The following is a 15,308-nucleotide window of genomic DNA, read 5'->3' as shown; positions in this document are numbered from 1 at the left end:
AAGGGACGCGTGGCGTAATTGGTTACGCGATTAGCTCTGCGTTGGATATCAACCGGAACGCAGTAGTACCTCACATGCCAGCAAACAGGTCAGAGATGCTTACACCCAACGCATCGGCCAATACCTTGATGGCGTTGATCGACGGATTTGCTCCACCCGTTTCGATTCTGGACATGTAGGTTCTCGCGAATCCGCACTTGTCCGCAAATGCTTCCTGACTTACACCCATAGCAAGCCGCATCTCACGGACGCGGAGACCGAATTGACATTGGAGTGCTGGAGATGGTGGCGGTGCTGGCATCCCCCCATGGTCCGGGGATATCCTTCACGGATACACACACTAATCGTGACATGCTCGGGAGCCGATCAATGACTGACAAAGACGAAAATCTGCATCACGCCCGCGAAGAGGCAGAGGAAGTCGATCAACTTGACCCAGAATCCTTGCTGAAGTTGGCGGTGTTAACTCGTGAGAATCCCACCGCTGCATCAGTGTTCCTCACCCTCTTGGCAAAAGTAGGTGATGAGTATGCACTGGTTGTCAGCCTCGCAACGCTGGCCAAGCTATGTAGCTTGACGATCCCCGATGTAGAGCACGCGATTGAAGTTTTAGAAGATCAGGATTGGATAGGAAGAATTATTATTGGCGCCAGTCCAGAGTCATCTGTGGCTTACGTTATTACGTCGAGGGTTAACTTCGACGGGAAGTGCGATTCTGGCTTCACGCACTTCCACGCACGCATACTCATCTCGGTAGAAGATAACGAGAACCTGAGGAGAACCGCTTAGCGCCTTGAGTCGAAGAGAAAGTCCCCGTCACCCTTGCGATACTGCGGGGTTCTAATCAGCTATGACTTCAGCTGACTGCGGTGATGGTCGAATCGAATGCCGTCGGCTCGACCGCCACTGGGGGGTACTCCAAATGCACTGGGTAACGCTTGGCCCACTTGTTGTACGCCAAGCTGCTGAAGTCACTGCGGGCTTGCTCCACTGAAGCCACCAGTCTGTGAATGACGGCATCTTGTGCATCAAGCATCTCTGCCTCGCTGCAAAAACCAACGTCCGTCAACGCCTTCCATGTCGGCTGGAGCGAGGTGTACAGGTTGTTGATGTAGTCGAGCCAGTTCGACCCGTTGGCCTCCCAGCTCCACTCATCGGGGGCGGAGACTTTCGGCACCAGTGATTGCAGATGCAGGCGCCTCAGAACTCGGGCCTTCAACATGTCCGCCGGTACATCCAACCCCTGCAACGCATCCTGTGCCGCCTCGGTGATTGATGTAATCAGCATCTTGCGATCCGCATCTAACATCCGGGCCGATGTCTTCCAGGGATTCGAAGGGCAGAAGTATTGCAGCGGTGCCCAAGTTGCGTTCGGAAAGTCGAAGCGACCTCTGGCCTTGCCTTGTGCATCCTTGATCTGGGCAAGGTAACTTCCAAGTACCCGCACCATCGACAACATGAACCGGCAGTTGTCCTTATGCTGCCCGTCCGGCAGCACGTCAGAGAATCGCAACAGTTCATCATGGAGCACGCCCAGCTTAGAGTCGGGTGGACAGTTGCTGACGGTGAACGACACGATGCTCGACCGACCATTCTGGATGGCGTCCAAAGCCTGTAGCTCGCCGAACTCCAACGCTTCAAGGTCCGACAAGGTGTAGCGGCTGCCCAGTGGTAAGTAGAGCTCGTTAGTCTGTCGCCTGTAGATCGACCTGGCCAGCCGCAGTCGTGCAGTCCGCTGGGGCATCTTGTCCAGCTCATCAAGAAACTTGTCCAGCTCGGGGCCGAGATAAGCGGAGATCCGCTCCAGCACTTGGTCCCGCGTCATATCGTCCGTGACACACCACTTCCGCTTACGGGCAGTTGCAGGAAGCGTGGCACCGGCCCAGGAATTCACAGGCTTGTTACCGTGCCGCTGGTTCAGCTCCGCAATGCCGGTGAACAGGTTTTCTGGGGTAGTCAGGCCAGTGGAGCCATCACGCCCCTTCAGCGGTTGGACGTGGCATTGTTGGAATACATCTTTGCCATGACCGCTATCGACCCACCCGTAACGCTTCTTGCGGTAGTTATGCATTTCGTAGAGCAGGTGAAGACCAGTAGCATCAATACCGTGGTAGGTCTGAACCGTACCTGCCCGTCTGGCCTGCTCGATGAACCAGTAACCGAAGGCGCACTCCAGAAGTCGCTCCTTTCGGCGAGCAATCTTCTTGTCCTTGGCGGTAAGTTGGGATGCTGCTGCCGCCACCCGCTGCCGCTTCTTCTTGCACGATGCCTTACAAGTGGCACGACCTCCGGGCCGACGCTTGAACATCGTTCCGCAGCTGGTGCAGGCAACTTCAATCTGACTGTTTGCTTTCTCGGCTACTGCCATTGGTGTCCGCGCCTGTTGGGATCAAGTTTGTTAAGGTGGCTTCCGTGATCAACACGTTCAGGCCATGGGTTACGTTGTGAATGCCACGCACGTGCATGAACGTCAGCAGGCGTTGTTTCGTGTCATCGTTGAGGGAAATCCTCATGTCGGTTACTCCAGAGATGTGCGTTCTTACGCACGTTGAAATCGCTGACCCCGCGTGGCGTAAGGGCTGTAGGCCGAAACGGGGACAAATATGTACCTACCTGCAACTTGCATGCGCCATTCGCAAGACGACCCAAAACCCAGTAGTCAGTCGGCGCTATCCGCTTGGCTACTCGGAAGTTGTATTAAGAAAGGCGTGAGCGAGGTGCAGTCTTTACTTAGCTGCGGAAGACTTCTTCGGCGAATACGCAGCGAGAAGATCGGCTAGTGCAAACTCTTCTTCCGATTGCTGATGGGCTGCTGCAACTTTGGCGGCCTCTGCTGCCGCTTCCCGTGCCCGTTTTGCAATTGTGATTTCCATCTGGCGACGCGTCTCTGTAAAGTTGCGAGCGTACCGGCTGGCTGCGTATTCGACCTTGGCCTGCTCTGCAATTGTAAGAAGGTCGTCATCGACCAGTTTCTGCGGCTTCCGTAGATTGACGCTGAGGTGCAAAGGCTGGCTTACGGAAGTTGCAACGGTGTAGCCGTCGATCAGCCACGCTGCCAGTTCGTTCAGAGCCTGGGTTAACGGCTTCTCACTTAGCCAGGCAACATTCACGCCTAGTTGTGGATAGGCCGGTGAAGTACAGTGCCGGAAGTAGGCAGTCTCTTTGTCTTTGGTAAGCATCTGAAGCTCTTCGTCAGAGTGCTTGAAGAACTCGACAAGGTCGTGGCCGTATTTGTGTTGCACGTTGGTTTCGTTCATTGTTTGGTCTGCATTAAGTTGATCGTTACTTACGTTTGTTCGCCCAGTGCTGCCTCATCTGCTTGAGCACAGCGGCTTTGACTTCGGAGGTGGCAGCGTTGGGGGCGGGTTTGTTGATGGGTCCCGAGTGTTTCGTGGAGACGTTGCTCCTTGCTGCTTTCGCTGTCCTTACTCGCTCTCGGTGTGCCTCCAAGTCCTCTAGTGTTGCAACAGTTCCTGGGGCGAACACCGCTTCCTCGAGGGCATTCAGAAAGATAAGCTCGTCCTGGGTGGCTTCGATGTAGTCGAACTTACTGGAAAAGCTTGTAGGCGGTTGAAGATAGTAGGACATAATCGCCCGGTTAACCTTGTCAACTTCGAGCCAGATTTTTTCGGTCATTGCGTTGTTTCCTGTATATTAAGTTGTTCTGCATGCTGATCCATGAACTCTTGCTCCTTCTCAGCGTTAGTTTGTTTTAGGAGTGAACGGTAGTTGCGGGTCTGGCAATTTCCGCCACACCAGCGACTTCGGTGCGAGCGACTGTAATACATCGCCCCGCAGTGGTCGCAATACTTCCGTTTTAACGGGTATCGTTTCTGCATTGATGTATCTCTTGGGTAGATTGTAGCTTTGGACAGACGAACGAAACCCGCGACTCTCGCAAAAGCTTCGGCTGATTCGGTCATCCAGTAGTGCACTGATTAGTGCAAAGAATACTTGCTGCATCGCAACAAGTTAAACAGTTGACCGCCTTCTGTTGCATCCGGCGGTCGGGACGTGCATGAACGTCAGCAGGGAATGCCTGTACCCTACTGCCGCTATGGCAACTTCACTCAAAGGAAAGATGTCGATCTTCTGCACTTGGATCGACAACAAGTTGTACAACATAGTCCGGAAAGGATCAGACCTGACCATATTGTCGAGCAGACGGGAGACTTGGGGGGGGAATAACTGAAGTTCTATCTAATCAAGCACACAGTCTACCACACTTCCCGACCCTGTCAAGGCAAGGATCACAAATAAACCGATTACACAAGATTTATTTTACACAATCAGACGAGCGGCGAACCCGTCAAGATTATGAGCCGGCATGACGCTGCGGCCCTTTAGACGGGCAAAGCCCGCTGAGCGTGGCAGATTTGGCGTAGGAACGCCTATGGCGAGGCCGGGAAAGATGAAAACTAATACACGGAGCGAGTGAGGACTGGGTGCCGGACGGCCAGAGGGTCACGAGTAGTACAATTGAGTAGTACAATCGGAAATTAAAAAGCCCCGCAAACCATTGATTTGCGGGGCTTTTCAGAATGTGGCGGTGAAGGAGAGATTCGAACTCTCGATACAATTTCTTGTATACACACTTTCCAGGCGTGCTCCTTAAGCCACTCGGACACTTCACCGTATCTCTTCAAACATGTTCTGTCTGTCGAGGCGCGCTAATGTAGTCGAAAGCATTTCCGATGGCAAATTATTTTTGCAGAATTTTCATGTGGTTAGCGATTTAGACCTTCCGCTCGCCTGCGGGCAGGGCAAACCTGCCAATCTTCGGCTCGGCGGCGCCCTTCTGCCGATGGAGCAAGGCGCGGTGGCCGTGAGGCAGAGGGCCCGGCAGGCGGTAAAACGGTGACCGGTGAGTCAGTCACAGCGCTTTACCTCGCCTACGGCGGTGGGTAACGTCTGCCTCAACTTTCATACAAGGAATAGCGTCATGAGTGAGTTGATTTCCTACCACCTCGAAGACGGTATCGCGACCCTGACCTTGAGCAACGGCAAGGTCAATGCCATTTCGCCAGACGTGATCGCCGCGTTCAATACGGCGCTGGATCAGGCAGTGGCCGATCGCGCAGTGGTGATCATTACCGGTACGCCGGGAATTCTGTCGGGCGGGTATGACTTGAAGGTGATGACCGCCGGGCCGAAAGAAGCCGTGGCGCTGGTGACATCCGGTTCGACCCTGGCCCGTCGCCTGCTGTCGCATCCGTTCCCGGTGATCGTCGCCTGCCCTGGGCATGCGGTGGCCAAGGGGGCATTCCTGCTGTTGTCGGCCGACTACCGCATTGGTGTCGATGGCCCGTTCAGCATCGGCCTGAACGAAGTGCAGATCGGCATGACCATGCACCACGCCGGTATCGAACTGGCCCGTGATCGCCTGAGCAAAGCGGCCTTCCACCGCTCGGTGATCAATGGCGAGATGTTCAACCCGCAAAGCGCCGTGGATGCCGGGTTCCTCGATGTCGTTGTCGCGCCCGAAGCGTTGCAGGAAACCGCATTGGCGGCGGCGCGCCAGTTGAAGAAGATCAATATGAGCGCACACAAGAACACCAAGCTGAAGGTGCGCAAGGCGCTGCTGGAGACGCTGGATAACGCGATCATCGCCGATCAGGAGCATCTGGTCTAAGGCAACCATTAAAGGATGTTCATCCTGAGAGCCTGTGTCAGCGTAGAGATCTATCGCGAGCAGGCTCGCTCCCACAGTTTTCCGATCCGCAAACTGAAAAACCCTACAACCGCTCTAGAACACATCTGACCAACGAGTCGGAAACTTTTACTTAAACATCGCCTATCTCCTACCTCTACCGGGGTAATTGCCGAAAACAGTGCACATCCGTACACTGCGCCACCTTTTGTCCCGGTGGGGCCTGCAAAATGCTGTTTGTGTTTCGTATGTTGTTGATGGGGCTGCACTTTATTCTCGCCGGCGTCCTGGGGGTGATCCTCGGGTTGTGTCGGCCATTCAATCCGGATAACAGCCGTCTGTGCGCGCGTTTATACGCCTGGCCGGCGATGTGTATCCTGCGTCTGCGGGTCAAGGCGGATGTCGGTCCGCTGATGAATAAACCGCAAAGCTGCGTGATCGTCGCCAACCACCAGTCCAACTACGACCTGTTCGTGTTCGGCAACGTGGTGCCTCCGCGTACCGTGTGCATCGGCAAGAAGAGCCTGAAGTGGGTGCCGCTGTTCGGCCAGTTGTTCTGGCTGGCGGGCAATGTGCTGATCGACCGTGGCAATGCGCACAAGGCACGCCGCTCGATGCTGACCACGACCCACACCTTGCAGCACAAGGACACCTCGATCTGGGTCTTCCCTGAAGGCACGCGCAACCTCGGCGAAGAACTGCTGCCCTTCAAGAAGGGGGCGTTCCAGATGGCCATCGCGGCCGGCGTGCCAATTGTCCCGGTGTGCGTCAGCAGTTACGTCAAGCACATGCGATTGAATCGCTGGCGCAGTGGGAAAATTCTCATCCGTTCGCTGCCGGCGATTCCGACTGCTGGCTTGAGCCTGGACGACATGCCGCAACTGATCGACCAATGTCGCGAGCAGATGCGCGAATGCATCGCCTCGATGGATCGGCAACTGCAAGCCGCGTAAAACGAAACCCGCCCAGTGCGGGTTTTCTTTTGCCAGCCATTCATGAACTGCGCAGATTTCACTGACTCTCAAGCAACAGACAAGGCTAAGCTGAAGACTGCCTGCCACCTACAAAAAAGAAGTGAAATCCAATCATGGGTCGAGTTGTTGCTGCCGCGGTTTACAGCGCCGGTAAGAGAGTCACCAATATCACCCTGGACGAAGGCGCCGCCTGGGCTGCCAAGCCTGGCCACTTTGTCTGGATCGGCCTCGAAGAGCCGGATGCGCAGGAGCTGGCCAACCTGCAACGCCAGTTCAACCTGCACGAACTGGCCATCGAGGACGCCCTGGAAAAACACAGCCGGCCGAAGCTGGAAACCTTCGGCGATGCGCTGTTCATCGTCACCTACTCACCGATTCGCCATGACGGCGTTTTGCAGTTCATCGAAACGCATATCTTCGCCGGCAACGGCTACATCATCACGGCACGCAATGGGCACTCGGCGTCCTACGCCCATGTCCGACAGCGTTGTGAGGCGCGTCCGCTTTTGCTTGAGCACGGCGAAGACTTCGTTCTCTACGCCCTCCTCGATTTCGTCATTGAAAACTACCAGCCGGTGGGCGAAGCCATTCACGCCGAGATCGACGAACTGGAGCGCAACGTGTTGTGCAGCGCGCTGAACGAGCACGACATCCAGAAACTGCATGGCCTGCGCCGCGACGTGGTGCGCCTGCGCCGTTACGCGGCACCGATGGTGGAAATCAGCGAGGAGTTGCAGAAGCTCAGCTTCCCGTTCATCGACAAGAACATGCGCCCGTACTTTCGTGACGTGCAGATCCACGTGACCCGGCAAATGGAAGACCTGACGACCCTGGCGGAGATCGCCAGCCAGACCATCGAGATCGGGGTGTTGCTGGAAGCGTCACGCCAGAGCGTGGTGCAGCGCAAGTTTGCCGCGTGGGCGGCGATCCTGGCGTTCCCGACGGCGATTGCCGGTATCTACGGGATGAACTTCCAGAACATGCCGGAGTTGACCTGGCACTACGGCTATTTCGCGGTACTGGGGTTCATTGCGGTGGGGTGTGCGGGGTTGTGGGGGAGTTTCAAAAGGTCGGGGTGGTTATAAAAAGCTCGCGAGCAGGCTCGCTCCCACAGGGGGCCTGAATTCCTTCAAGCCAATGTGGGAGCGAGCCTGCTCGCGATGCTTTTTAGACAGCTTGCGGCTTGTGCGCCACGAACCGCATCATCCACTCGGCCACGGTAGTGCCGTGATGTTCCTGCTCAAGGCTGCTGATGCCCTTGGTGTAAATCTGCTCGCCCAACGCTTCCTGGCGGATGTCCAGCAAGGCGCGCGAATAATCGTGGATGAATTCCGGATGCCCCTGGAAGCACAGCACCTGGTCGTTGATGTGGTAGGCGGCATACGGGCAGAAATCGCTGGAAGCGATGACGGTGGCGTTTTCCGGTAGCGTGGTCACCTGGTCCTGGTGGCTGATCAGCAGGGTCAGCTCTTCGCGCACCGGGCTCATCCACGGCGCCTTGGCAGCCAGTTTGTAGTTGTGCGTGCCGACGCCCCAGCCCTGGGTCGCGCGCTCGCTCTTGCCGCCCAGCAGCAGCGCCAGCAGTTGGTGGCCGAAGCACACGCCCAGCAGTTTGTCGCCGCGCTGATAGCGGGTCAGCAGGTACGCCTTGAGGGTTTCGATCCAGGGGTCGGTACCGAAGGAGTCGGCCTTGCTGCCGGTGACGAGGTAGGCATCGAAGCTCTGGTCATCACTCGGGTACTCGCCCTGCATCACGTTGTACACGGTGAACTCGGCGGCGATGGGCTGCTGCGAAAACAGGCGCTGGAACATCTGCCCGTAACCCTGATATTGATCGACCAGTTCCGGACGCAGGATGTCGGTTTCCAGAATGCAGATGCGTAACGACATAAAAAATACCTGACACGTGATGGGAATAATGCACACCCCAGAGCCTGCCTCGAAACACCGTGGCAGGCAAGCCCTGAAGTGCGTCATTCTCCCCCTGAAAAGCGCCCTTAGAAAGCCTCCCCCCTGGCCGCCTTCTCCAGCAACAGGGCCGGTGGCAGGAACCGTTCGCCATACTGCTCGGCCAGGTACTGGGCGCGGGCGACGAAGTCCTTCACGCCATACTGATTGATGAATTGCAGCGCGCCGCCGGTCCAGGCCGCAAAGCCGATGCCGAAGATCGAGCCGACGTTGGCGTCTGCGGTCGAGGTCAGCACGCCCTCCTCCACACAACGCACGGTCTCGATGGCTTGCACGAACAACAGGCGATCACGCACGTCTTTCGGCGAGATCTGCCCGTCGGCTTGCTCGAAGCGGGTTTTCAGCTGCGGCCACAAGTGCTTCTGGCCACCGGCCGGGTACTCGTAGAAACCACCACCGGCGGCTTTGCCCGCCCGCTTGTATTCGTTGAGCAGCAGGTCGATCACCGCGAACGCCGGATGCTCGACCAGCGGTTTGCCCTCCGCTTGCAGGTCTTTCGCCGTTTGCTGACGGATATGGCTCATCAGGCTGAGGGAAACTTCGTCAGAGATCGCCAGCGGTCCGATGGGCATGCCGGCCTTGCGCGCCTCGGTCTCGATCATCGCCGCACTCACGCCCTCGCCGAGCATGGCGATGCCTTCATTGGTGAAGGTGCCGAACACCCGTGAGGTGAAGAAGCCGCGGCTGTCGTTGACCACGATCGGCGTCTTCCTGATTTGCAGGACGAAATCGAAACCGCGAGCCAGGGTTTCGTCGCTGGTGCGCGCGCCCTTGATGATTTCCACCAGCGGCATTTTGTCCACAGGGCTGAAGAAGTGCAGGCCGATGAACTTGCCCGGATCCGGCACCGCCGTGGCCAGGCCGGTGATCGGCAAGGTCGAGGTATTGGAGGCGATTACCGCGTCCGCCCCGACGATCTGTTGTGCGGCGGCGGAGACCCGGGCCTTGAGCTCACGGTCTTCGAACACGGCTTCGATGATCAGGTCGCAACCGGCGAGGTCGGCATCGCTGGCGGTGGGCTGGATGCGCGCCAGAATCGCCTCGCGCTGTTCGGCGGTCATGTGGCCGCGGGCGACCTTCTTGTCCAGCAGCGCCGCCGAGTGCGCCTTACCCTTCTCGGCCGCGGCGGTGTCGATGTCCTTGAGCACCACCTCGATACCGGCCACGGCGCTGACGTAGGCAATGCCCGCGCCCATCATCCCGGCGCCGAGTACGCCGACCCGCCGCGTCACGTAAGGGGCAAACCCTTGGGGGCGCGAGCCGCCGGCGTTGATTTCATTGAGCTGGAACCAGAAGGTGCCGATCAGGTTTTTCGAGATCTGCCCGGTGGTCAGCTCGGTGAAATAACGGGTTTCGATCAGATGCGCCGTGTCGAAATCCACCTGCGCCCCTTCCACCGCCGCGCACAGGATCTTCTCCGGTGCGGGCAGGCAGCCCTGGGTCTTGGTGCGCAGGATCGACGGCGCAATCGCCAGCATCTGCGCGACCTTGGGATGCGATGGCGTGCCACCCGGAATCTGGTAGCCCTTCACATCCCAGCGCTGCACCGCCGCCGGATTGGCCAGGATCCAGGCCCGCGCCTTGGCCAGCAGTTCGTCGCCGTCCGCCGCCAGTTCGTCGATCAGACCGGCCTGCAACGCTTGCTGCGGGCGGACTTTCTTGCCTTCGAGCAGGTACGGCAAGGCCTTTTCCAGGCCGAGCATGCGCACCATGCGCACCACCCCGCCACCGCCGGGTAGCAAGCCCAGGGTCACTTCCGGCAGGCCGAGTTGCACCGCCGGGTTGTCCAGCGCGACCCGGTGATGGCAGGCCAGGCAGATTTCCCAACCGCCCCCCAACGCCGCGCCATTGATCGCGGCGACCACCGGTTTACCCAGGGTTTCCAGGCTGCGCAACTGGCTCTTGAGCGTCAGCACCATGTCGTAAAACGCTTTGGCTTCAGGCCTGCCGACCTTGATCAGTTCATTGAGGTCGCCTCCGGCGAAGAAGGTTTTCTTCGCCGAGGTGATGATCACGCCAGCGAGGTTGTCCTTCTCTGCCAACAGGCGTGCGACACAGGCGGCCATGGCCTCGCGATAGATCGCGTTCATGGTGTTGGCGCTCTGGCCCGGCATGTCGATGGTCAGGACGACGATACGGTCCTGGCCCTGTTCGTAACGAATGGCTTGATTCATGAAGAGGCTTCCTTGAAAGGCTCAAAGGCGTTCGATGATGGTGGCAATGCCCATGCCGCCGCCGACACACAGGGTCGCCAGGCCAAAACGCAGGCTTCGGGCTTCCAGTTCATCGAGCAAGGTGCCGAGGATCGCGCAACCGGTGGCTCCCAGCGGATGACCCATGGCGATGGAGCCGCCGTTGACGTTGACCTTGTCCGGGTCGATGGCCATGTCCTTGATGAACTTGAGCACCACCGAGGCGAAGGCTTCGTTGACCTCGAACAGGTCGATGTCCTCGACCCGCAACCCGGCCTTGGCCAGCGCCTTGCGCGTGGCGGGTGCGGGGCCGGTGAGCATGATGGTCGGGTCGGTACTGGTCACCGCCGTGGCGACGATTCGCGCCCGTGGCTGCAGGCCCAGTTCACGTCCCTTGGCTTCGGAGCCGATCAACATCAGCGCTGCGCCATCGACGATCCCGGAGCTGTTGCCCGGCGTGTGCACGTGGTTGATTCGCTCGACATGGCTGTAGACCCGCAACGCGGTGGCGTCGAACCCCATCTGCCCCATCATCTCGAAACTCGGCTTGAGCTTGCCCAGGCCTTCGAGGGTGGAATCGGCGCGGATGAACTCATCGTGATCGAGCAGGAGGATGCCGTTCTGGTCGCGCACCGGCACCAGCGACTTGCTGAACGCACCTTCGGCCCGGGCACGGGCGGCCTTGTGCTGGGAGTGCAGTGCAAAAGCATCGACGTCCTCGCGGCTGAACCCTTCCAGGGTGGCGATCAGGTCGGCACCGACGCCCTGCGGCGTGAAGTGGCTGTGCAGGTTGGTTTCCGGGTCCAGCGCCCACGCGCCGCCATCACTGCCCATCGGCACCCGCGACATCGACTCGACGCCACCGACCACCACCAGTTCTTCGAAGCCGGAACGCACTTTCATCGCCCCGAGGTTGACCGCCTCCAGTCCCGACGCGCAGAAGCGGTTGATCTGCACACCGGCCACGCTGATGTCCCAATCGGCCACCTGCACCGCCGTCTTGGCGATGTCGGCACCCTGGTCGCCCACCGGCGTCACGCAACCGAGCACGACGTCATCGACCTGACGGGTGTCCAGCGAGGTGCGTTCGGCCAGCGCGGTGAGCAAGCCAGCCACCAGGTTCACCGGTTTGACGCTGTGCAGCGCACCATCAGCCTTGCCTTTGCCACGGGGCGTACGTAACGCATCGAAAATCAGAGCTTGGGTCATGACGTCCTCGAATCTGACGATGAAAATATCGAGCCTCCACCTTATGCCGAGCCACCGCCGATTCAATGACCGCAATGCTCACCGACGTTGACGGACACGCTCAGACGGACGGTAGTGGCCTACCGAATCAATCGCTTCACGACAGCAAGCTGTCTAGCAAAAGGCCGGCAAAGAAGCTGGCAATAGGCCTCATGCCTTTTTTAACACCTTTCTCAAGGTCTCCATATGAAATGGATCTAAGCCGCGGCTGACGCGGGCCGCAACGGGCCCTAAGGTGAAGATGTACGAAGTTGTCGTCGGGTTTTGCCGAGCGCTCGTCATACAGGAAGTGCACCGCTCTGCCGTCATGGAGAAATGCAGGCAGGCATCAGGAAATAACAATAAAGGCGGTCAAGCCATGTTCAAACATTCGAAAGTACGTCAAGCCGGGCTCATTCTTTTTGCCACCACGCTGTTGTTGATTGTGCCGAACCTGACCAAGGTCATTGGCTGAATCTGTATTGGAAGTACAGCGTCACCGTTTTTCATCGCCCCCGTTAAAAATATGACTGGCCCGCTACCCGGGCCAGCATGGGTGTGCCAACCTTTGCGGCACTTCCACGACATGGACGGCGATCCTTTGAAAATGCTTTTCCTGCTCGGGGCCCTGCTGTTCGGCTCGCCCCTGTATGCCGCACAGCTGAACCTGGAGCTGGGCGCGAACCAGCGCACCTGGCAGACCGAGGATTTGCTCAAGCACCCTCAGGCTCAGACCATCACCATCAGTGACGACGTCTCCTATAAAAAGACCATGAGTTATCGCGCCGTGCCCCTGGCGGCGCTGCTCACCGGCATCAAGCCCGGCGATCACCTGCAAGCGGTGGCACTGGATGGTTTTGCCGCCGAACTGGCCGCCGGGCCCTTGCTCGGTACCCAGGGATCGCGAGCGTGGCTGGCCATCGAGGATCCGGCCAAACCCTGGCCGGCACTGTCCGCCGGCAAGCCGAGCGCCGGGCCGTTTTATCTGGTCTGGACCGATCCACAGGCAGGACACATCAGCCCGGAGCAATGGCCGTTTCAGGTGGCTGCGATCAAGCGCCTGGCACCGGTGGCCGAACGGTTCCCGGCCCTGCTGCCCGATCCGAAGCTGAAGGCGGACGACCCGGTGAACCAGGGTTTTGCGCTGTTTCAGAAGAACTGCCTGGCGTGTCATCGCCTCAATGGCGCGGGTGACGCGCAGGTCGGACCGGACCTGAATATTCCGTTCAACCCGACCGAGTATTTCGGCGCGGATTTCCTCAGGCGCTACATCCGCGACCCGCAGAGCCTGCGCCAATGGCCGCAGGCGAAGATGCCGGGGTTCGCCGCATCGGTGTTGCCGGATACGGAGCTGGAGATGCTGGTGGGGTATTTGCAGCATATGGCTGGGCGTAAGGTGAAGCCCTGATCACCACTATTCCCTGTAGGAGCGAGCTTGCTCGCGATGGTCGTCAACGATAACGCGGGCATCCTGATGCTTCGCGGTGTCCCGGCTACCATCGCGAGCAAGCTCGCTCCTACAGGGGGGGTGAGGTTATTGCTGCACCACTGAAATCACCGGCGTAGGTGAAACCAGCACTTTCGCATGCATCTGCTCGCAGCCACCGCCACGACGCATGCCGCGCACCGGGCAGGCATCCAGATAGTCCAGGCCCACCGCCAGCTTGAGGTGGCGCTCGGGACGAGCCAGTTGGTTGGTCACGTCAAAGCTGTACCAGGCGTCGTCCAGCCAGGCTTCCGCCCAGGCGTGACTGGCCAGGTGTTCGCTGTTCTCGCTGTACAGATAACCCGACACATACCGCGAAGGGATACCCAGGCTGCGGGCGCAGGCCAGGAACGCATGGGTGTGGTCCTGGCACACCCCGGAGCGCCCGGCGAAGGCCTGCGCCGCGCTGGTATCCACTTCGGTGGAGCCCGGCGTGTAGGTCATGCAGGCATTCAGTTCGTGCATCAGGTCGATCAGCGCGGTGCGATCCCGGCGGCTCTTGCAAGTCTTTTCGGCAAACCCGCGCAGGGCTTCGTCGGCTTCGGTCAGACGCGTGAAACGCAGGAACGGCAGCGCCGACTGGCTCTCGTGCTCGGCTTCACGCAGCTCGTCGATTTCGACCTGGCCACGGGCCCCGATGATGATCGCCTCATGGGGCTCGTCCAGGGTCAGCACGTGCAGGATGTTGCCGAACGGATCGAGCTGCGCACGCACCGGCCGCGGCAAATCGAGTTGCCAACTGAGCACGTGCTGCCGCTCGCTGTCGTGGGGCGTCAGGCGCAGATACTGGATGCTGGCGCGCACCTGATCTTCGTAGTGATAGCTGGTTTCGTGGCTAATGGAGAGTCTCATGCAGCCTCCAGGTAGGAACTGTGAATGGCGTTACCCAACTGGCGCACCAGCGGGATGAATTCGGTCAGCCAGGCGTGCAGGCCTTCGTCGAGGATTTCGCCGATGCCGGTGTAGCGCAGGCGCGCGTCCATTTCTGCCGCAAGGCGTTGCGCCGGGAGGCCGTTGGCGCCGGGTAGTTGCGCGAGGATCTGGTCGATTTCTTCGGTGCAGGCGCGCAGCGAGCGTGGCACGTCGGCGCGCAGCAACAGCAGCTCCGCGACATGCCGGGCGCCGGGGGCATCGCGGTAGATTTCGGTGTACGCCTCGAACGATGACAACGCCCGCAACAATGCACTCCACTGGTAGTAGGCGTGGGCCGTGCCGTCGCTGACCGCCTCGGCCTGATCGCCGGCCATCTCGTAGCGGGCATCGAGCAGGCGCAGGGTGTTGTCGGCGCGTTCGATGAAGGTGCCCAGACGAATGAAGCGGAACGCGTCATTGCGCATGATCGTGCCGTAGGAAGCACCACGAAACAGGTGCGAGCGCTCCTTGATCCACTCGCAGAAACGGCTCATGCCATAGCGACTCAGGCCCTGATCGGCGATGCCGCGAATTTCCAGCCAGGTGGCGTTGATGTTTTCCCACATGTCGGCGGTAATTCGCCCACGCACCGCATGGGCACTGGCCCGCGCGGCGCCGAGGCAGCTGTAGATGCTCGCCGGGTTGGCGGCGTCCAGCGCGAAAAAATGCAGCAGGCGCTCGGCATGCAGCTCGCCGTGACGCTCCAGGTAATCGTCCAGCGTGCCGGTGATCAGCAGCGGCATCGCCAGTTCATGCAGGCCATCACCGCGACCGTCCTGCGGCATCAGTGACAGCGAATAACTGATGTCGAGCATCCGCGCGAGGTTTTCCGCGCGCTCCAGGTAACGCGACATCCAATACAAATCCGAGGCAGTTCTACTTAACATGGCAGGCTTCCT

Annotated in this window: 16 protein-coding genes and 1 tRNA gene; 6 read left to right on the top strand and 11 right to left on the bottom strand. The window is 59.2% G+C overall.

Features of this window, described 5'->3' with window-relative positions; translation table 11 throughout:
* Nucleotides 1–70 precede the first annotated feature (70 nt).
* Nucleotides 71–301: a helix-turn-helix domain-containing protein gene (locus tag ABVN20_RS01095; protein WP_368553385.1), complete on the bottom strand. Its 231-nt coding sequence runs from the start codon at nt 299–301 to the stop codon at nt 71–73.
* 68 nt (nt 302–369) lie between these two features.
* Between ABVN20_RS01095 and ABVN20_RS01090 the strand changes: the two genes are divergently transcribed.
* Entirely contained in the window at nt 370–789 is a 420-nt protein-coding gene (locus tag ABVN20_RS01090) for a hypothetical protein (protein ID WP_368553384.1), read from the top strand.
* A gap of 67 nt (nt 790–856) precedes the next feature.
* Here ABVN20_RS01090 and ABVN20_RS01085 read toward each other — a convergent pair whose 3' ends face one another.
* The 5 genes from ABVN20_RS01085 to ABVN20_RS01065 form a co-directional block, all read right to left on the bottom strand.
* Complete coding sequence (locus tag ABVN20_RS01085; protein WP_368553382.1) at nt 857–2,368, bottom strand: hypothetical protein; 1,512 nt, start codon at nt 2,366–2,368, stop codon at nt 857–859.
* Nucleotides 2,334–2,513 carry a hypothetical protein gene (locus tag ABVN20_RS01080; RefSeq protein ID WP_368553381.1) on the bottom strand — a complete coding sequence of 60 codons (180 nt, stop codon included), beginning with the start codon at nt 2,511–2,513 and terminating at the stop codon, nt 2,334–2,336. Before ABVN20_RS01080 ends, ABVN20_RS01085 begins: the two co-directional genes overlap by 35 nt.
* A 213-nt stretch (nt 2,514–2,726) precedes the next feature.
* Nucleotides 2,727–3,257 carry a hypothetical protein gene (locus tag ABVN20_RS01075; RefSeq protein ID WP_368553379.1) on the bottom strand — a complete coding sequence of 177 codons (531 nt, stop codon included), beginning with the start codon at nt 3,255–3,257 and terminating at the stop codon, nt 2,727–2,729.
* 25 nt (nt 3,258–3,282) lie between these two features.
* The gene (locus ABVN20_RS01070) at nt 3,283–3,636 is read right to left on the bottom strand and encodes a hypothetical protein (RefSeq protein ID WP_368553377.1); all 354 of its coding nucleotides are present in this window, start codon (nt 3,634–3,636) and stop codon (nt 3,283–3,285) included.
* 908 nt (nt 3,637–4,544) lie between these two features.
* A tRNA-Ser gene (locus ABVN20_RS01065) sits at nt 4,545–4,634 on the bottom strand.
* Between the two features lie 308 nt (nt 4,635–4,942).
* Between ABVN20_RS01065 and ABVN20_RS01060 the strand changes: the two genes are divergently transcribed.
* The 3 genes from ABVN20_RS01060 (at nt 4,943) to ABVN20_RS01050 (ending at nt 7,709) form a co-directional block, all read left to right on the top strand.
* Nucleotides 4,943–5,632 (top strand): crotonase/enoyl-CoA hydratase family protein, encoded by a 690-nt coding sequence (locus tag ABVN20_RS01060; RefSeq protein WP_368553375.1) that lies wholly within the window; start codon nt 4,943–4,945, stop codon nt 5,630–5,632.
* 248 nt (nt 5,633–5,880) lie between these two features.
* Nucleotides 5,881–6,603, top strand: a complete 723-nt coding sequence (locus ABVN20_RS01055; protein ID WP_368553373.1) for a 1-acylglycerol-3-phosphate O-acyltransferase — start codon at nt 5,881–5,883, stop codon at nt 6,601–6,603.
* Nucleotides 6,604–6,737: 134 nt separating this feature from the next.
* Nucleotides 6,738–7,709, top strand: coding sequence for a magnesium and cobalt transport protein CorA (locus ABVN20_RS01050; RefSeq protein WP_368553371.1), 972 nt, complete (start codon nt 6,738–6,740; stop codon nt 7,707–7,709).
* Between the two features lie 82 nt (nt 7,710–7,791).
* Here the strand turns inward: ABVN20_RS01050 and ABVN20_RS01045 are convergent, their stop codons facing one another.
* The 3 genes from ABVN20_RS01045 to ABVN20_RS01035 all read right to left on the bottom strand — a co-directional run bounded on the left by ABVN20_RS01045 (nt 7,792) and on the right by ABVN20_RS01035 (nt 11,993).
* Entirely contained in the window at nt 7,792–8,514 is a 723-nt protein-coding gene (locus ABVN20_RS01045; protein ID WP_368553369.1) for an amidotransferase, read from the bottom strand.
* A 107-nt stretch (nt 8,515–8,621) separates the two neighbouring features.
* A complete protein-coding gene (locus tag ABVN20_RS01040) occupies nt 8,622–10,766 on the bottom strand; it encodes a 3-hydroxyacyl-CoA dehydrogenase NAD-binding domain-containing protein (protein WP_368553367.1) in 2,145 nt (714 codons plus the stop codon).
* A gap of 21 nt (nt 10,767–10,787) precedes the next feature.
* A complete protein-coding gene (locus ABVN20_RS01035; RefSeq protein ID WP_368553365.1) occupies nt 10,788–11,993 on the bottom strand; it encodes an acetyl-CoA C-acetyltransferase in 1,206 nt (401 codons plus the stop codon).
* A 280-nt stretch (nt 11,994–12,273) separates the two neighbouring features.
* On the opposite strand from ABVN20_RS01035, the gene ABVN20_RS01030 reads away from it, so the two are divergent.
* Nucleotides 12,274–12,486 carry a hypothetical protein gene (locus ABVN20_RS01030; protein ID WP_368554572.1) on the top strand — a complete coding sequence of 71 codons (213 nt, stop codon included), beginning with the start codon at nt 12,274–12,276 and terminating at the stop codon, nt 12,484–12,486.
* Nucleotides 12,487–12,597: 111 nt separating this feature from the next.
* On the top strand, nt 12,598–13,419 hold the full coding sequence (locus ABVN20_RS01025; RefSeq protein ID WP_368554542.1) for a cytochrome c: 822 nt from the start codon (nt 12,598–12,600) through the stop codon (nt 13,417–13,419).
* A 126-nt stretch (nt 13,420–13,545) separates the two neighbouring features.
* Here ABVN20_RS01025 and ABVN20_RS01020 read toward each other — a convergent pair whose 3' ends face one another.
* Together ABVN20_RS01020 and ABVN20_RS01015 are read right to left on the bottom strand one after the other, a co-directional pair.
* The gene (locus tag ABVN20_RS01020) at nt 13,546–14,349 is read right to left on the bottom strand and encodes a transglutaminase domain-containing protein (RefSeq protein WP_368553364.1); all 804 of its coding nucleotides are present in this window, start codon (nt 14,347–14,349) and stop codon (nt 13,546–13,548) included.
* On the bottom strand, nt 14,346–15,296 hold the full coding sequence (locus tag ABVN20_RS01015; protein ID WP_368553362.1) for an alpha-E domain-containing protein: 951 nt from the start codon (nt 15,294–15,296) through the stop codon (nt 14,346–14,348). The genes ABVN20_RS01020 and ABVN20_RS01015 overlap by 4 nt, the downstream gene beginning before the upstream one ends.
* Between the last annotated feature and the right edge of the window lie 12 nt (nt 15,297–15,308).

Source organism: Pseudomonas sp. MYb118 (assembly GCF_040947875.1).
Lineage (GTDB): Bacteria > Pseudomonadota > Gammaproteobacteria > Pseudomonadales > Pseudomonadaceae > Aquipseudomonas.
Note: the sequence above shows the minus strand (reverse complement) of the source record. Positions and strands in the feature narration are given on the sequence as shown.